Source organism: Oceanobacillus kapialis (assembly GCF_044790185.1).
GTDB classification, from domain to species: domain Bacteria; phylum Bacillota; class Bacilli; order Bacillales; family Amphibacillaceae; genus Oceanobacillus_B; species Oceanobacillus_B kapialis.
On the sequence record NZ_CP085256.1, the window covers coordinates 2,660,817 to 2,682,690 of the forward strand.

Consider the following 21,874-nt stretch of genomic DNA (forward strand, 5'->3'; position numbering starts at 1 on the left):
ATGTTATTCCCCCATTAAAGCAGTAATCGCTTGGCGCACCTTGCCATCACTTGCAGTCAGTGCATCCTCCACTTCCTGCAAACTCTTACTTGTTTTCAACATAATAATAGCTGGCTTCACACGATAATCGGTTTCTTCTAGCGTTTTCTCGGCTATTTCATAGGTTACATCGGTAACGGCAATCACATTACGCTTTGCCCGCTCCTTGAGTTTATAATTACTTGCATGAACATCCACCATTAGATTTTCATATACTTTTCCCAGTTTCACCATGACTGCGGTACTGAGCATGTTTAATACCATTTTATGTGACGTAGCGGCTTTCATTCTGGTTGATCCTGTTAAAATTTCTGGACCAACGATTATTTCCATAGGTGCATCTACGTATTTGCTAATCTCGGAATCTTGATTACTCGAAAGAGAGGCTGTAAAAGCACCTATTTCCTTCGCATACTTTACAGCTCCAATCGGATATGGTGTCCTCCCACTTGCTGTAATTCCGATGACAGCATCTTTCTCTGTTAGACTTTGGGCAGCAATGTCAGCAGCTCCTTGCGCTTCCTGGTCCTCTGCACCCTCAACAGCTTTGAAAAAAGCACCATTCCCTCCAGCCATGACCGTCTGAATCATCTCCGGTGGTGTCATAAAGGTTGGTGGACATTCTGACGCATCCATTATGCCTAGTCGTCCGCTCGTTCCTGCCCCGACGTAAAACAACCTTCCACCATTTTTCAAAACATGGTAGACATTCTGCACCACGACTTCAATTTGTGGCAAAGCACTTTCAACGGCGAAAGCGACATGCTTATCTTCATCGTTTATAAGCTGCAAAATATCTGTAATGGCCATCCCATCCAGGTTACTCGATTGCGGATTTCTTTGCTCCGTAACCAGGTCGGAAAGATTAGATAGGTTCATATGTAATCTCCTTATCTGCTAAAAGCGAAAATTAAAGCGCTTTCATGTATTTTTTAAAGGAAAGCCCGTAAAAAGTATTTTTCTATTCTACAGACCTCAATCATCTGCCCGCTGCCTTGATTTATTCTAGGTGCTTTTGCAGTTCTATTGTTAAGTTGTTTTTATTATAGGCTGAATGATATTTTTTGTCAATTTTATTTTTAAAATAAGAAATAAAATTTCAACGCACTTAAAACAGACCTCCTTTCTGATTATTTTTTGTTAGTCGCGTAAAAACATGACAGCTTCCCTTGAGGCATCAAGGTATTGGATTGTTTCTTCATAATGGTTGGAGGCAAGACACATTAATAACATATCGACCACATGCAACTGGGCAATCCGTGATGATGTGGCACCACTACGAAAGGTTGCTTCCTTGGCAGCTGAGGTGTGTAATAAAATGTCAGCATGCTGTCCGACAAGGGAATTTCCATATTTCGTAATGCCAATCGTCGTAATGTTTCGCTGCTTTGCTAGCTGAAGAATTTTCGCAACTTCCTGCGTATCACCCGAGAAAGAGATTCCGATCACCACATCACCTGCTCCTTTGTTGGCGATAAGGGTTGCAGCTAAATGAATATCAGAAAAAGAATACGCATTTTTATCAATTCGTTGGAATTTTTGTTCCGCATCTTTTGCCGCGATATAGGAAGCACCTACACCTACAAACACAATAGAATTGGCATTCGCAAGAGCTTCTACCGCATTCTTTAGTTCCTGCTCATCGAGAATATCCACTGTCTCTTTCAACGTCTGTACAGTGTTGGCCGTCACTTTATCAATAATGCTTTTATAGGATTCATTCGGTTCAATGTCCCGGTAAACCGTCGCATCATCTGTCTGTAAATCGCCGGCCACGCGGATTTTCAGCTCCTGAAAGCCTTTGACACCAACTGATTTACACAGCCTAATAACAGCAGCGCTACTTGTGTTGCTCTTCTCACCAAGCCCTAACGCGGTTAGATGAATCGCCTCTTTCGGATGTTCAATTATGTATGCTGCAACTTTACGTTCGGATGGTGACAGGCTATTCACCATTTCCTTTAAAATAACAAGTCCACCTTTAACATGGGCCATAAGATCACCCTCTTATAATGTATTTTTCAATTGTGCTAAAATATTCCGATTTACTTGCAAATTTTCCATTTTATAAGCCCCAATTAGCGAGCCAGCAACTGGTGGAAGCTCTGGTTGTACGAGGGAGAGAGCTGCATTTGGCTCTAGTTTTTCCTTCAGCAACCATGGCATGACGGTTTTCTCTTGAAAAACACCACCACATAAAACGACTTTTATTTTCTCGGTATCCGTGAATAGTGTACGATATAATGCCATAATTTGGGAAGCAATGTCCTCTGCCGCCTCTTGTAAAATAGCATATGCCGTTTTATCTCCTTGAAAATATGCTTGAAAAACAATGCGTGATAATGGTGCAATTACCGATTTCGGTTGATCGGCTTGATAAATAGATTTGATAAGGTCCTGTGGATGAAAAACATGAAAGTGCTCGTAAAGCAACTCTAGCAAAATGGTAGGTTCCCCTCTACCATCAACAGATTTCAAAGCTTCTGTTACAGCTGCCTTCCCGATAGCATACCCACTGCCTTCATCCCCAAACAGATACCCCCACCCGCCTACTCTTGCCTGTTCTCCTGCTTCGTTAATGCCATATGTAATCGAACCCGTCCCGGCAATTTGTACAATACCTGCCTGTCCATAGGTCCCCGAATATAATGCACACACCGCATCAGGCTCAACACGAACTAACGTGTGGGGCAGGAGGCTTGAAAGGATATCTTTTAACATGGTTTGATTGGCAGGATTACCTGCACCTGCGATACCCGCATAAAGCCTTTTGACTTGAGACAGAATGTTTTGATTAGCGTCATCTAGTTTTGAGAATAGAGTTTGGAACATGGCAACAAGCTCTGTCTCTCCAACAGCATTAGGGTTGCTAGGTCCACCCATTGCCTGGGCTATAACTTTTCCCGTCCCATCCGCTAACACAGCATGCGTTTTTGTCCCCCCGCCATCAATGCCAATGTAATAAACCATACAATTCTATCCCCCCTGGTAGTTTTTCCGTTTAGACTACAAAATTTTATTTTATTACTTTATAATAATATTGAAATTTAATTATAACACAATTTTTTGACACCATTCTTATAAGGTGAAACTTCATTTTGTTGGGGCATGCTGTAGGCGGGATTAAACTATTTAAAGGGGTTGTCATGTCGTGAATTCCGAGGATTTTGTGCGAGAAAAGCGAGCATTGTTAGAAGAAATAGACAAACTTCGAAAAGTGAATCATGCGTTTAGAATTCGTGTCAGTATCATAGCAAATATCTTCTTACCAGGGATCGGATTTTTTATATTTGGCAAGGGCTACATTCCAGGAATACTCACACTAATAGTTTTTGTGACTTATAACTTTTTCTTTCTTCTGCCCTTTAACTGGGGGCTGTTTCCTAATAACTTTCTAGTACTAATACCAGGCCTGCTCATGATATTTATTAGTACTATTGCAGTCGGGTCCTTGGAGGATTAACTAAACATAAAGATAGCTCCATTCTAGGAACAGAGCTATCTTTTGTTTAATTTTCTATACTACTTACAGAGTCTCTATACACAATGTGATGCGGGATAATAATTCGCTTAGCAGGCTCATCTTTATTCATAGTTAATTCAATTAATGCTTTCGCGGATTGTGCACCGAGCTGATGGATTTGCACATCAACTGTCGTTAAAGCGGGACGGGTAATTTCAGACAAATAGACATTGTTGAAACTCACAAGCGACATATCACGCGGCACATGAAAACCTAATTCTTCTAGCGTGCTTAGTACTCCAAGACTCATCAGGTCATCTGTTACCACAATGCCTGTAGGTTTTACATCAAGTGACAACAACCTTTCGACTGCCTCTCTCCCACCAGATTTTAAAAATTCGGTATGCAATCTGTAAGCATCATTCTTGGGAATTCCAGCCTCACGCATTGCCGCCTCATAGCCAGCCTCCCGATCCACGGTAACAAACAAATCTCTTGCTCCACCGATGAATGCAATACGCTCATGGCCTTGCTTGATAAGGTAGGAGGTTATGTCTTTGCCTGCTTTATAATTGTCATTGTCCACATGTGTGATATTGCTGACATGCTCATAGGGTTTTCCTACAATGACAAAGGGGAAATTCTTTTCGATCAGAAATTCGGTAATTTTATCATTTTCACGAGAATAAAGAAGGATCACGCCATCAACATAGCTGCCATACACCATTCTTTCCACTTCTTTAAATATTTCATCCTCTGTTTCCCCGCTTGATAGCGTCATCGAATACTGCATTTTATGGGTAATTGATCCAATTCCCCGAAGCACTTCTGGAAAAAAAGGATTTTGCAAAGCTTTGTCCGCGGAAGATGGCAGAATAACGCCAATTGCTTTTGTTGATTTTACAACAAGGTTCCGAGCATTTACGTTTGGATGGTATCCCAGATCCTTCATTGCTTTCCGAACCTTCTTTTTTGTATCTGGACTTATTCTTGGATTATCAGCAATGACACGTGACACTGTAGAAGGTGATACCCCTGTTGCCTTTGCTACGTCTTTAATTGTTACCATATTTTCACCCTCTAGTTTTTTTGGATACCCTTTAAATAACAGGTATATAGTTCGTTTGTTGGCCATTTACTAAAAGTTTTTGGCCATCGCTTAATCCAATACCATTTATAGTAATCTCTTTATATTCAGGAATAAAATCACCTTGTTTTTGAACAACATTTACTTCAACTTTATCCTTACTTGAAATAACTTCGATTTTTAACTTCAGATAATTCCCTTCTTCATAAGCAAACGTTTCACCATCATCATCATAAAACGTAAATTGATATTTCTCACCGATTATACCAGCATAAACATTCATACTTACATTTTGAGGCGTTTTTTGATTATTGGAAACCCATTCTCCTTGTATCAATGCTGTTCCTTGTTTCACAAAAATCGGTAAATCTTCCAGTTCAGCATGAATTAAGTATGTTTTTTCTCCCTCAAAAACTTCACCAGTTGAAAATTCTACCCAATTTCCTTCTGGTAGATAAACCGCACGGTCTGTTATAGCTGGTTGTAATATTGGTGCAAAAATCACATTATCACCAAGCATAAATTGATCATTTAGGTTATACGTTTTTTCATCATCAGGATATTCCATTAGCAATGGACGCATAACCGGAAGTCCTTTTTGGCTTGCTTCATAAAAGAGGCTGTATAACTGTGGCATCCACTCATAACGCATTTGAATGTAACGCTTCATAATTGCTTCATATTTTTCCCCAAACTGCCATGGTTCCTGATAGCGGAACCCGATTGCAGAGTGATTACGGAAAAATGGCGTAAAAGCACCAACCTGTGTCCAGCGTGTTAATAATTCGGCATTTGTATCGTGCGCAAATCCTCCAACGTCTGGTCCTGTAAAGGCTACACCTGATAATCCTAAGTTCATAACCATTGGTAGCGACATTTGTAAATGCTCCCAAAAACTGCGATTATCACCTGTCCAAACTGATGCATATCGTTGCACGCCAGCATACCCTGCACGAGTTAGTAAAAATGGGCGTTTACCATCTAATTGTTCCTTCATGCCTTCATAGGTTGATTTCCCCATTAATAACCCATATACATTGTGAAGCTCACGATGAGTCGTTGGCTTTCCATCATTTCGATGCATTACTTCAAGATCCATTGTTTTTGATTCATTAAAAACAGCTGGCTCATTCATGTCATTCCATATGCCTTCTACTCCTATTTTAGTGTAAAAAGCATGCTTTTCTCCCCACCATTTACGAACCTTTTCTTCTGTAAAGTCAGGGAAGGCACTAATACCAGGCCAAACTTCACCAAAGTATGTTTCACCTTCTATATATTTACAGAATAGATCCTCATTAACACCTTCTTGATAAATAGCATATTCAGCATCTTTTTTTACTCCAGGATCGACAATTGGTACTACACGAATCCCCATTTTACGTAAGTCACTAATTAATTTCTCGGGATTTGGAAAACGTTCTTTATCAAATGTAAAGACTCGATAACCATTCATATAATGAATATCCAAATGAATGACATCAACTGGAATATCCTTATCTATAAAATTCTGTGCTAATTCACGTACTTCCATTTCTGATTCGTAGCTATAACGAGATTGGTGGTAGCCTAGTGACCACTTTGAAGGAAGTGGAATTCTACCCGTTAAATACGTGTATTGCTCTAAAACTGATTTCGGTTCTGGTCCAGCCATAACATAATAATCTAGCTGGCCTCCCTCAGCAGAGAATGTATAGTAATCTTTTGACCATGCCATATCAAATTTTGAACGGAATGTATTATCAAAAAACACACCATGTGCTCTTCCGTTACGCAATGTCATGAAGTATGGAATAGATTCATATAAAGCATTCGTTTCTGGGTTATGTGGAGCATAAACATCAGAGTTCCACATTTCAAATTTTTCATCTCGTTTATCTAAATGACCTGATTTTTCTCCAAACCCATAGAAATGGTCGTTGTCGTGCATCTTTTTAAATGCTACGACTTCGCCATTTTCTCGGTATGCCATGCCACGTTCGGGTTCGGTTACCAGCTCTTTTCCAAGTTTATCAAAAATATCAACTCGAAAAGGAGCTCTTTTTATTTTCAGCTGTATTTCTGTAGTAACAAGGGTAATCTGTTCTCCTTCACTACTAACTTCAACATTCACATTTTCAGGGCCCACGATTACCGACTTGGATTGGTTTAATTTTGGGGCGTCTTGTAGATTCATTGTAATTCTTACAATCGAATCTGTATAGAATTGAATTGCTACGTGTCCACTTTCACAGGTGAATTTGTATATAGTAGAAAACTCCTCTGCAATTACGTTACCAATATCACGGTAAACAACTGCTTTTGAAGTCTGGTCCTTTCCTGGATGAATAGCAAAGCTAGTATCTTCAAGCATTAGAATACCTCCTATAATCTGTTAAATTCTATCATTTTTATCCTTTGATCCCACCTGCGGTTAAGCCAGAAACAAAGTACTTCTGTAGAGATAAGAATAAGATGGCTATGGGAACTGCGATTAAAATACTGCCAGCAGCAAATAACGTAAACTCACTCCCATATTGACGTGACACTAATTCGTATAAGCCCACAGCTAGTGTATATTGTTCAGGCTGCCTTAGTAGGACTTTTGCCAAGATAAAATCTGTGAACGGTGTTATAAACGAAAATACGGCAACAACAGCAATCATAGGTTTTGCTAATGGCATAATAATTTGCCAGAAGATACGAAAATGTCCTGCTCCATCCATTCGTGCACTTTCATCTAATTCTTTAGGAATCGTTTCTAAATAACCCTTCATCAGCCACGTATTCATTGGAATAGCACCACCGATATAAATAAGAATCAAGCCTAGATGTGTATTAATTAACCCTGTCACATTAGCTAAAACAAAGATAGCTATAAGCGCAGCAAAATTTGGAATCATCTGCAGAATTAAAAATGTAACAAGACCATTTTTTCTACCTACAAATTGATATCTTGAGAAGGAATAAGCCATTAAACTAATTGTAATGACAGAAGCAAGCATTGAAAGAACACTTACTTTGATCGTATTCCAATACCATGTCAGGTAAAGACTCTCGTCTGGGTTAAATAGCTCTTTATAATGTCCCCATGTAGGATTATCTGGGATAATACTAGAACTCGAAATACTTGTGCCAGGGGTTAAGGAGGCACCAAAAACCCAGACAAGTGGATAAATAATCACCACTGCCATGATAGCGATAATGAGATAGCTTGCTGTTATACGAATGATTTTTGATTGTTTTTTACTCATATTACATCATATCCTCTTCTTGGAATGACTTTGTTCTTCTAAATTGCCAAATTGCGATAGTAATAACAATAGCTGACATAATCATCGTTATTACGGAAGCCATGCCGTATTGCTGTGTTGTCATTGTCAAATTGTAAATCCATGAAATTAAAATATCCGTCCCTCCAGCATTTTGATCTGGTATAGATGGTCCACCACTATTGAATAAGAATATAACGTTGAAGTTATTAAAGTTAAACGTATATTGCGTAATTAATATCGGTGCAATAGAAAACATAACCAGTGGGAATGTAATCTTTTTAAACTTTTGTAATACGGTTGCGCCATCAACTGTTGCTGCTTCATATAGTTCATTTGGGATTGCTTGTAACACTCCGGTAACCATAACAAAAATAAACGGAAACCCTAGCCATGTTTGAATCATAATTAACGCGAATCTTGTCCACATTGCATCGGTCATCCATGGGATAGAATCAATTCCTAATGCCGCCAAAATTGTTGTATTAATAGCACCGAAAGATTCATTAAACATACCCGAGAAAATTAAGATAGTAACAAAAGCAGGTACTGCCCATGGCAGGATTAGCAACGTGCGAATAATTGCTTTCCCTTTAAGATCTTTTTGATTGACCAACATTGCTAAAAATACGCCCAATGCAATTTGAAGAGTTGTTGCAACCAATGTCCATATAATGGTCCAAGCAAAAACACTAAAAAATGTGTTACGCCAAACTTCCATCGTAAATAATTTTTTGAAATTATCAAAACCAATCCAGTCCGTTAATTGCGCTGGCCAGTTATGATATAAATCATAATTTGTAAAAGCTAGTAAAAATACAAATATGATTGGCAATATAACAACAAATAGTAATAAGAAAAAACCTGGACTTAACATTAGATATGGAAATCCATTATCAACTAAATTGCGATACTGTCCACGAATTGAATTCAATTGAAGACCCATATCTCGCTTTTTCCCATTTTTATATGCATCACGTAAATTGATGTACATAAAAATAAATGCAATTGCAAGTAAAAATATTGATATTATTCCATATACCATAAGGAAAATTGAATTATCCCTTGGGAGTTGCTCCCCAAGTGTAATAAACCCCCATACCCCTAGATCAATAAAGTCCCAAAATGCAATTACGAATGAAGCTGCTAGTACTAGAAAAATAAATCCTTTCATGTATTGCTTGTTATAAATTTGTCCTATACCTGGAATAATGGATAGCGCTAAGGCTATTTTTCTATGATTTGTTTGATGTACATTATCCATTGAAAGAGACTCCTCTCTTCTACAACATTAAGATACTTAATGCTTTAATGACTAAAATAGTAAAGCTGATACTTTAAATTTCACCTTTTACTGAGGAGAAATTTTGATATAATTTGCGGATCTATGTTTGTGACCACTTAATTTCCTATAGGTAAGGCAGTTATTCTATCCCCTTACTAAAAGGGAAGGCAGTATCTTGACTAACAAGATACCGCCCATACAAATTAGTTAGTTCCACCATGATTCGTTTCAATGTTTTGCTTGATTAGTTGAACTGCTTCCTCTAGTGCTTCTTTTGGTTCAGCTTTACCAGTAGCAACTGTTTGAATTGCAGCCTGCATTGGATCCCATATTTCAGCCATTTCTGGGATAGATGGCATTGCTACAGCGCTTTCAGATTGAGCCATCACAGCTGCTGCGCCTTCATTTTCACTTACCCACTGCTCATCTTCTAATAAGGATACTAATGGAGGAATTTCTCCTGTTAATTCATATCTTACTTTTGCATTTTCTTCGTTAGCAACAAACTCAACAAATTTTTGTGCCCATTCTTGGTTATCTTTAAAGTTAGTTACAAACCAACCTTTAACACCCATAAATGTACCAACAGGTTCTCCATTTGGTAAATTAGGCATTGGAGCAATACCAATATCAATACCTGCATTTCTATAATCATTAAATGCCCAAGGCCCATTTTGTACTGCAACTGCTTTCCCTTGCTTAAATAGACCATTCATTTGGTCATTTGAAGTTTCACCGATGATTCCACTTGGGAATAATCCTTCTTCATACCATTTTTGAATATACTCTAACGCCTCAACTGCTTGTTCATTATCTAAACCGATATCTGATGAATCATCATTATTTCCACCGAACACATATCCACCAAATCCATGGAAGATACCATGCGCATGATAGAAGTCATCCCAAATAGCTAAGAATCCATATTCATCACTATTTAATTTTTCTTGTGACAATTCATATATTTCATCTAGTGTTTCAGGAACTTCTGGGAGTAATTCTTTATTGTAAATAAATACAGGTGTTTCAGTTGCTTTTGGTAAACCATATAAATTGCCTTCATACTCAAATGCTTCAACTGAAGACTCTGTATATTGACTCAAAACATCTTCGCTCACTTCAATTGGTGCAATATAACCTTTGACAACTGACGGACCTACGCCATCATGTGACATCGTTACAACATCAGGTGCTGATTCAGTATTCCCATCCAATGCCATGTTTTCTTGCATTTCAGTAATGTTGTATTCTTGGTACTCAATTTTTATACCATATTCTTCCTCAAACTTAGCTGCCGCATCCTCTAGTGCAGCTCCTTTATCCTGATCTTCCCAAACAATAAGTTTTTCAGGTTTATCTGCGCTTTCAGAACCATCGGAATTAGACTCCGTTGCGGCTTCCTCAGTCTCATCCTCAGGACCACATGCTGCAAGTACACCTATGATTAATACTAAAGCAAATAATGCTCCTATCCATTTCTTCATCTAATTGACCTCCCCTTAGAAATAATAATACAAGCAATTGACATTTATGTGAAATCGTTTGCACAATTACTATAATTTTATTATACAGCGTTTTCATGTAAAATCAACTATAAATTTATGAGATTATAATTCTATATATAACAGCATGGATAACGCTTACACGAATACTTTTTTCTGTTACACTAGTTTTAGTAGTCATAAGCTAGTTTAAATCGAACGTTATTTTATTTTGATGCAAACGTTTGAATAAAAAGGAGTGTTTTATGTGATAAAAGAAGCAATCTACCACCGCCCCAAAAATAACTTTGCCTATGCATATGACGAGGAGACCCTACACATTGTTTTACAAACCAAAAAGGGCGATATGGACAATGTCCAACTAATTTACGGAGATCCCTATGATTGGAAGAATGAAAAGTGGCAAACTGAAACAGTTACAATGTCGCTTACTGGTTCTACGAGTCTATATGACTACTGGTTCATTGCTGTAAATCCCACATTTCGTAGAATGCGGTATGGATTCTATTGTAAGGATGGAGATGAGGAGTGTTTTGTTGTAGAAGATGGTATTTTTGCACATTTACCTACTGACATTAGTCATTTCTTTTGCTTCCCTTACTTAAATAAGGTGGATGTTTTTCAAGCTCCAGATTGGGTGAAGGACACCGTCTGGTATCAGATCTTTCCTGAGCGTTTCGCTAATGGGGATCCGTCGATAAATCCTGAAGAAAGTCTGCCATGGGCTTCGGAAGCCCCTACCCCGACCAACTTCTTCGGAGGTGACTTTCAAGGGGTTATAAACAATCTTGATTATTTAGAAGATCTAGGGGTTAATGGTATTTACTTCACCCCGATATTTAAAGCCTATTCGAACCATAAATATGACACAATTGATTATATGGAAATTGACCCACAATTTGGCGACAAGGAGACTTTTCGTAAACTTATACAAGAATGCCATAAACGTGGCATTCGCGTAATGCTTGATGCAGTCTTCAACCATAGTGGCTATTACTTCCCGCCATTTCAGGATGTGCTAGAAAATCAGGAGCAATCAGGTTATAAGGACTGGTTTCATTTATGGGAGTTCCCTGTAGTTACAGAACCAATGCCAAATTACGATACCTTTGCTTTTGTCTCCTCTATGCCAAAATTAAATACCGAAAACCAAGAAGTGCGCGACTACCTATTAGAAGTTGCTAGATATTGGGTAGAGGAATTTGACATTGATGGCTGGCGTCTAGACGTTGCTAACGAGGTCGATCATACCTTCTGGAGAGATTTTCGTCAGACGGTGAAAGAAGTAAAGCCCGAAGCTTATATACTCGGGGAAATTTGGCATGACTCCATGCCCTGGTTACAAGGTGATCAATTTGATGCTGTGATGAATTATCCTTTCACTAATGCAGCAATCGACTTTTTCGCAAAAAGCGAAATGCAAGCGACGGCCTTCTCACACGCAATAAACCGGGTCTCACACATGTATCCGCAAAACGTAAATGAGGTAGCGTTTAATTTATTGGATAGCCATGATACCCCGCGTATCCTTACATTGGCAAAGGAAAGCCTTGCACGTGTTAAACTATTATATCTATTTCAGTTAACCTTTACAGGAACTCCTTGTATTTATTATGGGGATGAAATTGGCATGAAAGGCGGAGAAGATCCTGGTTGCCGTGCCTGTATGGAGTGGGAAATAGATAAGCAGGACAGGGATTTATTTGCTTTTGTTCAAAAATTGATTACTTTACGAAAGCACAACCCGCTATTTGGTAATAAAGCTACGTTTCGTTTTATCCAAACAACTGATGAAAAAGGTCTCATCGTTTATGAAAAGCAAACGGGCGTTAAACGTCTAATCGTGATGTTAAATAATAGCGACTCAAATCAATATATCTCTAAAGAATTACTGAAGGAAGGTGACACACTAGAAGAAATCTCTCTCCCAACACAAGCATCCTCGCATCAGGATACCGAAAGAGAAATAGTGGTCCCATCATTAGGATGGCGAATTTTTGAGTTAACAGAATAACTGAAATAGAGGCTGGGACAAAACCCGGTAAAATAAAAAAGTGGTACTTCCCCTCTGGGGAGCACCACTTTTTTTGAATTTATGTACGCAAAAAGGATACCTTCTGGTAAAGTTAAAGTACCACACCAAAACAGAACCGGAGGTATCCCTTATGTTTAAACATTATACCATGAATCAAGTCATTTTGCCTTTAGATTTAGAAATGAAACTTCAAGAAAATGATATAGCCTACGCAGTTAATCATGTTGTGGAGAGTATTCCAGAGGATTCATTTGCGGAGTTTTTCCGTGAAACAGGATGCCCTGCATATCATCCAAGGATGATGATGAAGGTTATCTTATGTGCCTATACGCAGTCTGTTTTTTCTGGCAGAAAAATAGAGGGGTTACTCAAAGACAGTGTACGTATGATGTGGTTAGCACAAGGCTATGAACCGAGTTATCGTACCATTAATCGATTTCGTGTGCATCCGGAAGTAAAAGAATTATTACGTCAGTGTTTCGTCCTATTTCGTTGTCAACTTGTGGAAGAGAAGATGATTGAAGAAGAGGCCATTTTTATTGATGGTACGAAGATAGAGGCGAATGCAAATAAGTTCACCTTTGTGTGGAAAAAATCCATTGAAAAATACAGCACCGATTTAATAAAGAAGTCGAATCAACTGTATGAGGAATTACTGGAAAAGGAAATTATCCCTGAAATAGAAAGGGAAAGTTCCGATGAACTTTCAACGGAAGAACTCAGTGAAGTGGTAAAAAAACTAGATGAAGAAGTAAAAAAATATGATGAAGAAATCGAGAAGAGTGAAGAAGCGAAAGAACGCAAACAACTTCGTTCCGAGCGAAAAGAACCCAAGCAATACCGTAAACAATTCCAAGACTTTGAAGCTCGTAAACACAAATATCAAAAAGATATGGAAATCTTTGGCGATCGCAATAGTTATTCAAAGACGGATCATGATGCCACTTTTATGCGAATGAAAGATGACTATATGAAAAATGGCCAACTTAAAGCAGGTTATAATGTACAAATTGCGACCGAAGGTCAATACACATTAGCCTATGATGTATTTCCAAATCCTACGGATACTCGCACATTTATTCCTTTCCTCGATAATATTGAAGATAGGTATTTTAAGTTACCCAAGTATATTGTTGCTGACGCGGGTTACGGTAGTGAACAAAATTACAGTAATGTACTCCATCGAGAAAAGATGCCACTCATTACGTATAATACCTATCGGAAGGAAAAGAAAAAGAAATATAAAACAAATCCTTTTCATGTATCCAACTGGGAGTATGATTCAGACGGAGACTTTTTTACTTGTCCAAACGGAAAGAAGGTAGCTTTTCAATACCTATCAAATCGAAAGGATAAAACCGGGTTCAAACGAACCTTTCGTGTCTATGAATGCGAAGATTGCTCTGGGTGTCCATTACGCGATCAGTGTACCAAAGCAAAAGAGAATCGGAAAATTTACTACAATGCTCATTGGGAACAACAAAAAGAATATATAAGAGAGCAGCTTTCAAAAGAAGAAACGGGAGAAATCTATGGGAAACGTAAAATAGATGTGGAACCTGTCTTCGGATTTCTGAAGGCTAATTTGCGTTTCACTCGAATGTCGGTGAGAGGCAAATCTAAAGTGGAAAATGAATTAGGATTTGCATTTATGGCGGTGAACATAAGAAAGTACACCGCCACCATGCAACATACAAGCCCAAACTCTAACAAAAAAGATTCCAGCTATCATTTTTTGATAACTGGAATCTTTTTTACTTACTTAAGGCTAGTTATGTCCCAGCCTCTTTTTCTTTTACCCAACCGACAAACCTTTCCTTTCTAAAAAGCTTTCTATCTGCCTTCTGTGGTGGTTATCATGCCAGACGAACCCACTAAAATAATTGAAGACTGAATGGGGATATCCAGAATGTTCATCCACCGACTCACCGTTTAATTCAAACGTCGTAGCAAAAAATGCTTCATCCTTTTCTTTCAAGGCTGTGAGCATGGCATCTCTTGCCTGTAATTGTTCCTCTAAAATCTGTTGCTGGCCAATTCCAGAACGGGCATGTGCTTCTGCTTTTTTGTTAAGTGTCTCAATGTCAATACTGTGAATATCTGCATCTTGTGCCATTTGTGGCATCATGTCATGAAGAATGTAGTGATCCCAATAGGCAATATGGGTGATAATCTCTGCAATCGTCCATTTTTCTTCTGCAATTGGCTCAAAGAATAGCTCTTCCTGAATATTATGTAAGGTGGTAATCCATTCTCTGTAGTCCTTTAAATCCTGAAAAAGATCTTTTATCGTATACATTTCCATTTCCCTCCTCTTGTCTTTAAATGTTCGGCAAATAAACGCACAATCCTTTATTTTTATTGCACCACCTCAAGAAAAAATCTACCTGTCCAATCGTAAAATTATGAAAAAGTCTACATTATCGTAGGCTTTTTTTAATACACTTTTTTTAGAGGTGATAAAAATGGCTAGAGTGAAATACACAGATAATGATGTTGATTTAGTAGCAAGAATGATGCGGGCAGAAGCAGAGGGTGAAGGAAAACTAGGAATGCTCATGGTTGGTAATGTCATTGTAAACCGATTAAAGGCAAACTGTTTAGATTTTCAGGATTTAAGATCTATACGTGATGTAATTTTTCAAATTCAAGGTGGGAATTATTCTTTTGAAGCTGTTCAAAAAGGGAATGTTTTTTATAACAGAGCAAGATCTACCGAAAGAAGACTAGCTAGGCAAACTTTAGACTTTTGGAGACAACATCCCTCCAAGTATGCATTATGGTATTTCAATCCATATGGGGAATGTCCACCTACATGGTACGACCAACCATTTGCAGGACAGTTTAAGCAACATTGTTATTATGAACCAATTGCCGACACATGCGAAAGTGTGTATCGCTGGTAAGAATCCCCCACTTCACTAACCCTCCTCCCCCCTATTAATAGCAGCTTAATTCTTCTAATCCTGCTAGAAGTAATAGAGCAACGCTAGCCCTCTAGTTGCTCTATTCATCTCTAGCAGATAGCCTCCCTAACACTTACAAACCATTAACATATTGCCATCAGGATCTCGGAAGTTAAAATAATGTTCATGCTCAATATCTGTAACCAATGTTACTCCCTTGCTCTTCATGAACTGAAAAGCCTCTTCAATGTCTGTTGTGTTCAAATGAAAGGCGGGGTTTTTGAAAATATTGTCCACTGAATAAATCTTGCTGTCTAACACAATTCCCGTTCCTTCCATCGGGAGAACAAAGAGATGTCCAAATTGAATCTCTCCAAATGCATCTACTCCTAAAATATCACAATACCAATCTCTTGCTTTTTCAATGTTGCTTACGGGGATAAAAACAGTACCGATTTTGTTTTGGATAGGGTGTGCCACATTAAATACCTCCATTTGTATTTTTATATGGTCTAAAAAATAACGCTATAATAAAATTAGCGATGATTCTTTCTAAAAGCAATGTATTTTGCCAAGATCCTTTCATATGTTCCTTGTTTTAATTTGACCCCTTATGAAAAATCTTCCTATTTTAATAGTAATAGGCCCTCTTATCTGGTATAAATAGACTAGTAAATGGTAGATTTGTGAGGGGGTTTTTACATGTTTTGTGATATTTGTCGGCCTAGGCCTAAAGGATATACGGTATACTTCGCCGATGAGCAAGACGCATCGGCACTCATTCGTTACATAAAGGGAAATCAGGAAAATAATTGGATGGTTATAAATAACCGTATGTTTTGGGTCATAGAAGCTATCCTGTTTGATATGATAGATTACGTGCAAGCGCATATGGAACCAGAAAGTATTTATGCAGTGGAGTCAACAATAGAAGACCCATTAAAAACTTTATATAACATGAAACAAATACATAAATTTGAGGAAGAGAGAGAAACGAGCTGGATTGATGGTGTTATTCAGAAAACACAGCTAACTACATATTACCAGCCTATTGTTAATAGAAAAAATGATAATGAACAGATAATTGGCTATGAACTGCTTTCCAGAGGTTTAGCCCAGGATGGGAGCATTATCCCCCCTTTCAAGCTGTTTGAAGCCGCTCGAATAAGAAATAGGGTGTTTGCACTTGATCGCGCCTGCCGACTACAGGCAGTCAGGAATGCAGCTTCTTTGACTAGCGATAAATTAATCTTCATTAATTTTATTCCAACAGCTATATATGTGCCAGAACATTGTTTGGCAACGACTTTTAACTTAATTAAAAAATTGAACATTAGACCTGATCAGGTTGTATTTGAAGTGGTGGAAACAGACGAAGTGGAAGATATCGAGCATTTAAAAAACATTTTGCACTATTACCGGAAACACGGTTTCAAGTATGCGTTAGATGATGTAGGGACTGGCTTTAATGATTTGCAACGGTTAACTGATCTGGATCCAGATATCGTGAAACTGGCAATTGAATTTACCAATGGGGTAAGCCAGGACAAGTCTAAGCAGGAGACAGCCGCATCTGTGCTAAAAACTTCCCGTGATTTGGGTGCGCAGGCTCTTGCTGAAGGAGTAGAGACAGAAGAAGATTACCACTATCTTCTAGAGATGGGGTATGACTTATTCCAGGGCTACTATTTTGCGAAACCTAGCCCTACCCCACTGGAGAAACTTATTAATAAAGAAGATGGAAGGTCTGAACACACACATGATGACAGCAACGTATAATATCCCTCTTGTAATTCTCTCTGTGGCGATTGCTATTTATTCGTCCTATACAGCATTAAGCTTAGCAAGCCGTTTACATGCTGCGAAAGGGAACCTGAAGAAAATTTGGCTCTCTGCTGGAGCTTTTTCTTTAGGATTTGGAATATGGGCGATGCATTTTATTGCCATGCTTGCTTTTCACCTATCTATCGAGGTTACGTATAACGTCTACCTTGTAATGCTCTCCATTATACTAGCTGTGGTCGCTTGTGGCATTGCTTTTTATATTGTCTCCAAAGGGCTAAAGAAAAGAAGACATATGTTATGTGGAGCAGCTTTTATCGGTACTGGTATCGTATCTATGCATTACGTGGGGATGGATGCCATGCAAATGGAGGCTGCTATCGAGTATGACCAAGTATTATTAGTTGCCTCTTTTATTATTGCATTTTTGGCTGCATGGGGGGCTTTATACTTACTTTTCTATTTTCAAAAAGATGCTACTCCCTTTAACTTCCGGATTAGGAAAGCAATAAGTGCCGTTATTATGGGTATAGCCATTTCTGGCATGCATTACACAGGCATGGCTGCAGCAAATTTCACTTCCTCTCATGAGCATCCTGCCTCCCATCACATAGCCGGTTCTATTAACAGTACGGTGATGGCATATGGCGTTGGAATCGGTATGACCTTTATTTTAGGTATTGTGTTAGGTAGTATTTATTTTGACAAAAGGTTACAAATGAAGTCTTCCGAGCTCGAATTCATGGATAATATCTACCAAAACTTTGTTATGAACGCAAACGATGCCGTTATTCTTTTAGACCAAAACGATGTTATCATATCCTGGAATAAGGCTGCAGAGCACATCTTTGGTTATAAGGCAGAGGAAGCACTTGGGCAAGTCATGGACATCATTATTCCAGAAAGATACAGACAAGCTCATAAGGATGGGATTCAGCGCTATTTACAAACGGAAGAAACAAGTTTAATCGGTAAAACATTAGAAATTCCTGCTAGAAAAAAGGATGGTACTGAGTTACCGATAGAATTATCGATATCTGCTTTAAAACGTGAGGAAGAAACCTATTTTAGTGGAATTATGCGAGATATCTCTGAACGAAAGAAAGCTGAAGAGCAAATTAATGAATTGGTGTACCGTGACCCATTGACAAATCTTCCAAATCGCCGATTATTCAATGACTATTTAGCTAAAAGTATTGAACAGGCTTCCTTTGATGGGCAATTGCTTGCCGTTATGTTTATTGATTTAGACCGCTTTAAAAATATTAATGATTCCCTCGGCCATGCAATTGGAGATATGTTATTAGTAGAAGTTGCAAAAAGGATGGAAGCATGTATTGGCATGAAAGACATGCTTGCACGTCAGGGGGGCGACGAATATATTCTTATCTTCCCCCGCACCTCCCATCAAGAAGTTGCTAACACGGCTACTGCCATTTTAGAATCGATAAACAAACCTTATGCGTACGAGCAGAATGAGCTGATTGTGTCAGGATCGATTGGCATTAGTATGTTCCCTGAGGATGGAAAGGACGCAGAAACCCTTGTCAAACACGCTGATTTGTCTATGTACCGGGCAAAGGAGCTAGGAAAAAACAATTTCCAATTCTTCACGGCGGATATGAATGAGCTTATCGCCAATAAAATGAGTCTTGAACTCGGACTGCGAAAAGCACTAACGAACAATGAATTCGAACTATATTATCAGCCGCAAGTGGAAGTAGAATCAGGTGCCATTAAAGGGATGGAAGCACTAATCCGATGGAGGAACCCAAAATTAGGAATTGTTCCACCTAACGAATTTATACCATTGGCAGAGGAAACCGGCTTAATTATTCCTATTGGCAAATGGGTCATGCAAACAGCCTGTGAACAGGCGAAAAAATGGGAATCTATGCTCAATAAGCCTTTACGAATTAGTGTTAACATTTCCGCCTTACAGTTCCAGCAACCCGACTTTACCGATGTAGTGAAGAAGGTATTGGAACGTACAAACCTGTCCGCTACATCATTGGAGCTGGAATTAACCGAGAGTATTGTCCAAAATCCACAGCATGCACTCCCGGTAATGAAGGAATTAAAAGAGATGGGGGTTCTTTTATCGCTGGATGACTTTGGTACAGGTTACTCCTCCTTAAGTTATTTGCGGTCGTTCCCTTTGGACACGCTAAAAATTGATAAGCTATTTATTGATAATATGCATCATGTGAAAGACGAGGCCATCGTAAGTACTATCATTAGTATGGCAAACAGTCTGGAACTAAACGTAATCGCAGAGGGCGTGGAAACAACAGAGCAGTTAGCTTCTTTAGCCGGAAAAGCGTGTGACGAGTACCAAGGGTATTTGTTTAGCAAGCCGGTGCCGTGCGAAGAGTTTGAAAGCCTTTTGCAAACTATTACGTCTCCTGAACCAGCGATGTGAAGTAGAAAAGTGGCCACCTTAATAGGGGCCACTTTTATTAGTTCAAGATTATGACCTTGCATCGAGGTTGATGCATGCATTTCTAATCTAGAACATTTGCTGTATACTTAAAGGACAAGTTTTACTAAGGGGAGATAGTAATGAAGGTTAAAATGAATGTGCAAACTGCGTATCACGGAGATCTACTTCGCGCTGGAAAAGTGTATGAAATTGATGAGGCCACCGCAAAACGTTGGATTGCCAGCAAAATTGCGGTAGCAGTAGAGGACTAATTTAATTTATATCATGAATAGAAACCTGTCGAAAAATATACGATACAATGTTGAGAAAAGGAGGTGAAGTCAATGAGTGAAGAAAGATTTGACCGGATTGAAAACACACTCTCACAGCTTGTCACAATGGTAGGAACGATTTTAGAAGAACAAACTGCTATGAAAGAAGATATTTCTGAGATTAAGGCAGAACAGGCAACGATGAAGGAAGATCAGACTGCCATGAAGCAAGATTTTGCTGAGATTAAGCAAGAACAGGCTGCTATGAAAAAAGATATTGCTGACATTAAGCAAGAACAGGCTGCTATGAAAGCAGATATTGCTGACATTAAGCAAGAGCAGGCTGCTATGAAAAAGATATTGCTTTCATGAAAGGAGATATTACTGGCATAAGAGAAGTACAAGGTTCTATGTAGAAAGAAATCTCTACAATAAAGGAAGAAAGCAGGACTCGTCATTCTGAAGTAATGGATAAGCTGTATTCCATTGAAGTAGATCAAGAACACCTACGAGAAAGAGTTATCCGAAATGAACAAGATTTTACCAAGTTTAAGAGCCATTTCAACTTTTAATTGTCCCCAAATAGAAAAACACTACAAAAATAAAAAAGCTCCGGTTGTTTTAACCCGATACATGCCTTCACATGTATCGGGTTTTATTTTACGGGTAAAAACCCCTTCCATACTACAAGAGGGCGTGTACGCAGGTTCAGCATTTACAATCAGCGCAAAATTTCTAACGTAATTGGATCCGCTTCTAATTCATCCTTATTCCACGTTTTCTGCAAATACTCTTTTGCTACAGCTTCATCTCTTTTTCTACTTGTCACAGCTGTTATTTTATTTTAGTTTTTTCCCTTCCCTTCTTTTACTTGCTTCAATGTTGCTACGATTAGGAAACTAACAATTACTAATAATACCCATGAACTAACTTTTCCTATATGAACAAGGCTCCATACCTCAGTTTGCCCCGGATATTCCCAGGCTCCAAAAAACGTTGCGATATTTTCGGCAACCCATATAAAGAAACCAATAAGCACAAAAGCAAATGCTAGTGGCATGCGATAACGGATCCTGTTAACTTCATAAGTAACCCATGTTTTCAGAAATATAATAATGACTAGACCAGCTAGGAACCAGCGAATATCTATCAGAAAATGATGGGTAAAAAAATTTAAATAAATGGCAGCTGCTAAAGGAACCACCACGATAAACGGTGGCCATTTAACTAAATCCACGTTTAACCTTCTCCAACCTTGGCATAGATAACTCGCCACACTTGCATACATGAAACCGCTATATAAAGGCACACCAAAGATTTTGAAATATCCTTCGTCCGGATAAGACCAAGACCCCATATAAACCTTGAAAATTTCCAGGGCAAGACCAATAAGGTGGAACAATGTAATTACTTTTAGTTCATCACGTGTTTCAAGTCCTGAACGAACCATCCACCACTGCATCATAAGGAATATAAGGAGTAGCCAGTCATACCGCGGCAGAAACGGAAGTGGAATCATTTGCGTGATTGCCAAAGAGGCAAAAATAACGACCGGAAACAGACAAGAAAGGGCCTGCTCCCAACCAAAATGAAAGAGTTGTTTAATTGAATGTAATAGTTGTATTTTCGATGTCTTGCTCTGAAATTCATTTTGTTTCATTAATCTCATAATTAGCTACCCCTTTAACTTAAATCCTAAATACTTTGTGCACTATTTATACATAAACCTCCACTTACATAGAAGAGCTATCTAATGAAATAGAACCATTTTCTAATTGAATATTAGCATTCTGTTTATCGAATTACAATATATTTTTATTACAAAACATA

At 38.5% G+C, this 21,874-nt stretch carries 18 protein-coding genes; 7 read left to right on the forward strand and 11 right to left on the reverse strand.

What is annotated here, in order from left to right; all coding sequences use genetic code 11:
• Positions 1 to 3: 3 nt before the first annotated feature.
• From murQ to LG273_RS13910, 8 genes are all read right to left on the reverse strand, one after another.
• Entirely contained in the window at positions 4 to 918 is a 915-nt protein-coding gene (gene murQ, locus LG273_RS13875) for an N-acetylmuramic acid 6-phosphate etherase (protein WP_404454507.1), read from the reverse strand.
• Positions 919 to 1,179: 261 nt separating this feature from the next.
• Entirely contained in the window at positions 1,180 to 2,034 is an 855-nt protein-coding gene (locus LG273_RS13880; RefSeq protein WP_404454510.1) for a MurR/RpiR family transcriptional regulator, read from the reverse strand.
• Between the two features lie 12 nt (positions 2,035 to 2,046).
• On the reverse strand, positions 2,047 to 3,009 hold the full coding sequence (locus LG273_RS13885) for an N-acetylglucosamine kinase (RefSeq protein WP_404454512.1): 963 nt from the start codon (positions 3,007 to 3,009) through the stop codon (positions 2,047 to 2,049).
• A gap of 539 nt (positions 3,010 to 3,548) precedes the next feature.
• Positions 3,549 to 4,571 carry a LacI family DNA-binding transcriptional regulator gene (locus LG273_RS13890; protein WP_404454515.1) on the reverse strand — a complete coding sequence of 341 codons (1,023 nt, stop codon included), beginning with the start codon at positions 4,569 to 4,571 and terminating at the stop codon, positions 3,549 to 3,551.
• A gap of 31 nt (positions 4,572 to 4,602) precedes the next feature.
• On the reverse strand, positions 4,603 to 6,942 hold the full coding sequence (locus LG273_RS13895) for a glycoside hydrolase family 31 protein (RefSeq protein WP_404454518.1): 2,340 nt from the start codon (positions 6,940 to 6,942) through the stop codon (positions 4,603 to 4,605).
• 37 nt (positions 6,943 to 6,979) lie between these two features.
• Positions 6,980 to 7,822, reverse strand: coding sequence for a sugar ABC transporter permease (locus tag LG273_RS13900; RefSeq protein ID WP_404454521.1), 843 nt, complete (start codon positions 7,820 to 7,822; stop codon positions 6,980 to 6,982).
• Position 7,823: 1 nt separating this feature from the next.
• Positions 7,824 to 9,104 (reverse strand): carbohydrate ABC transporter permease, encoded by a 1,281-nt coding sequence (locus LG273_RS13905; protein ID WP_404454524.1) that lies wholly within the window; start codon positions 9,102 to 9,104, stop codon positions 7,824 to 7,826.
• Between the two features lie 224 nt (positions 9,105 to 9,328).
• The gene (locus tag LG273_RS13910) at positions 9,329 to 10,609 is read right to left on the reverse strand and encodes an extracellular solute-binding protein (protein WP_404454527.1); all 1,281 of its coding nucleotides are present in this window, start codon (positions 10,607 to 10,609) and stop codon (positions 9,329 to 9,331) included.
• 265 nt (positions 10,610 to 10,874) lie between these two features.
• Here LG273_RS13910 and LG273_RS13915 point away from each other — a divergent pair, with 265 nt between their 5' ends.
• Both LG273_RS13915 and LG273_RS13920 read left to right on the forward strand, forming a co-directional pair.
• Complete coding sequence (locus tag LG273_RS13915) at positions 10,875 to 12,641, forward strand: glycoside hydrolase family 13 protein (protein WP_404454530.1); 1,767 nt, start codon at positions 10,875 to 10,877, stop codon at positions 12,639 to 12,641.
• A 151-nt stretch (positions 12,642 to 12,792) separates the two neighbouring features.
• Positions 12,793 to 14,487: an IS1182 family transposase gene (locus LG273_RS13920; protein WP_404454533.1), complete on the forward strand. Its 1,695-nt coding sequence runs from the start codon at positions 12,793 to 12,795 to the stop codon at positions 14,485 to 14,487.
• Here LG273_RS13920 and LG273_RS13925 read toward each other — a convergent pair.
• Positions 14,458 to 14,961, reverse strand: a complete 504-nt coding sequence (locus LG273_RS13925) for a DinB family protein (RefSeq protein WP_379562029.1) — start codon at positions 14,959 to 14,961, stop codon at positions 14,458 to 14,460. The two genes, LG273_RS13920 and LG273_RS13925, sit on opposite strands and share 30 nt — an antisense overlap.
• A 166-nt stretch (positions 14,962 to 15,127) precedes the next feature.
• Between LG273_RS13925 and LG273_RS13930 the strand changes: the two genes are divergently transcribed.
• On the forward strand, positions 15,128 to 15,568 hold the full coding sequence (locus LG273_RS13930; RefSeq protein WP_379562030.1) for a cell wall hydrolase: 441 nt from the start codon (positions 15,128 to 15,130) through the stop codon (positions 15,566 to 15,568).
• 126 nt (positions 15,569 to 15,694) lie between these two features.
• On the opposite strand, the gene LG273_RS13935 is transcribed toward LG273_RS13930, so the two are convergent.
• Positions 15,695 to 16,048, reverse strand: a complete 354-nt coding sequence (locus LG273_RS13935) for a VOC family protein (RefSeq protein ID WP_404454536.1) — start codon at positions 16,046 to 16,048, stop codon at positions 15,695 to 15,697.
• A gap of 222 nt (positions 16,049 to 16,270) precedes the next feature.
• Between LG273_RS13935 and LG273_RS13940 the strand changes: the two genes are divergently transcribed.
• From LG273_RS13940 to LG273_RS13955, 4 genes are all read left to right on the forward strand, one after another.
• Positions 16,271 to 17,347 carry an EAL domain-containing protein gene (locus tag LG273_RS13940; RefSeq protein WP_404454539.1) on the forward strand — a complete coding sequence of 359 codons (1,077 nt, stop codon included), beginning with the start codon at positions 16,271 to 16,273 and terminating at the stop codon, positions 17,345 to 17,347.
• Positions 17,331 to 19,772 carry an EAL domain-containing protein gene (locus LG273_RS13945; protein WP_404454542.1) on the forward strand — a complete coding sequence of 814 codons (2,442 nt, stop codon included), beginning with the start codon at positions 17,331 to 17,333 and terminating at the stop codon, positions 19,770 to 19,772. Before LG273_RS13940 ends, LG273_RS13945 begins: the two co-directional genes overlap by 17 nt.
• Positions 19,773 to 19,912: 140 nt before the next feature.
• Positions 19,913 to 20,044, forward strand: a complete 132-nt coding sequence (locus tag LG273_RS13950; RefSeq protein ID WP_379562035.1) for a hypothetical protein — start codon at positions 19,913 to 19,915, stop codon at positions 20,042 to 20,044.
• A 72-nt stretch (positions 20,045 to 20,116) separates the two neighbouring features.
• On the forward strand, positions 20,117 to 20,416 hold the full coding sequence (locus LG273_RS13955) for a hypothetical protein (protein ID WP_404454545.1): 300 nt from the start codon (positions 20,117 to 20,119) through the stop codon (positions 20,414 to 20,416).
• 472 nt (positions 20,417 to 20,888) lie between these two features.
• Here LG273_RS13955 and LG273_RS13960 read toward each other — a convergent pair whose 3' ends face one another.
• The gene (locus LG273_RS13960) at positions 20,889 to 21,704 is read right to left on the reverse strand and encodes a DUF817 domain-containing protein (RefSeq protein WP_404459552.1); all 816 of its coding nucleotides are present in this window, start codon (positions 21,702 to 21,704) and stop codon (positions 20,889 to 20,891) included.
• Positions 21,705 to 21,874: the final 170 nt, after the last annotated feature.

Excerpts from the sequence above, each read along its gene's own strand:
- murQ (WP_404454507.1), bottom strand. The coding sequence starts at position 918 with ATGAACCTATCTAATCTTTCCGACCTGGTTACGGAGCAAAGAAATCCG.
- LG273_RS13880 (WP_404454510.1), bottom strand. The coding sequence starts at position 2,034 with ATGGCCCATGTTAAAGGTGGACTTGTTATTTTAAAGGAAATGGTGAAT.
- LG273_RS13885 (WP_404454512.1), bottom strand. The coding sequence starts at position 3,009 with ATGGTTTATTACATTGGCATTGATGGCGGGGGGACAAAAACGCATGCT.
- LG273_RS13890 (WP_404454515.1), bottom strand. The coding sequence starts at position 4,571 with ATGGTAACAATTAAAGACGTAGCAAAGGCAACAGGGGTATCACCTTCT.
- LG273_RS13895 (WP_404454518.1), bottom strand. The coding sequence starts at position 6,942 with ATGCTTGAAGATACTAGCTTTGCTATTCATCCAGGAAAGGACCAGACT.
- LG273_RS13900 (WP_404454521.1), bottom strand. The coding sequence starts at position 7,822 with ATGAGTAAAAAACAATCAAAAATCATTCGTATAACAGCAAGCTATCTC.
- LG273_RS13905 (WP_404454524.1), bottom strand. The coding sequence starts at position 9,104 with ATGGATAATGTACATCAAACAAATCATAGAAAAATAGCCTTAGCGCTA.
- LG273_RS13910 (WP_404454527.1), bottom strand. The coding sequence starts at position 10,609 with ATGAAGAAATGGATAGGAGCATTATTTGCTTTAGTATTAATCATAGGT.
- LG273_RS13920 (WP_404454533.1), top strand. The coding sequence starts at position 12,793 with ATGTTTAAACATTATACCATGAATCAAGTCATTTTGCCTTTAGATTTA.
- LG273_RS13925 (WP_379562029.1), bottom strand. The coding sequence starts at position 14,961 with ATGTATACGATAAAAGATCTTTTTCAGGATTTAAAGGACTACAGAGAA.
- LG273_RS13930 (WP_379562030.1), top strand. The coding sequence starts at position 15,128 with ATGGCTAGAGTGAAATACACAGATAATGATGTTGATTTAGTAGCAAGA.
- LG273_RS13940 (WP_404454539.1), top strand. The coding sequence starts at position 16,271 with ATGTTTTGTGATATTTGTCGGCCTAGGCCTAAAGGATATACGGTATAC.
- LG273_RS13945 (WP_404454542.1), top strand. The coding sequence starts at position 17,331 with ATGACAGCAACGTATAATATCCCTCTTGTAATTCTCTCTGTGGCGATT.
- LG273_RS13950 (WP_379562035.1), top strand. The coding sequence starts at position 19,913 with ATGAAGGTTAAAATGAATGTGCAAACTGCGTATCACGGAGATCTACTT.
- LG273_RS13955 (WP_404454545.1), top strand. The coding sequence starts at position 20,117 with ATGAGTGAAGAAAGATTTGACCGGATTGAAAACACACTCTCACAGCTT.
- LG273_RS13960 (WP_404459552.1), bottom strand. The coding sequence starts at position 21,704 with ATGAAACAAAATGAATTTCAGAGCAAGACATCGAAAATACAACTATTA.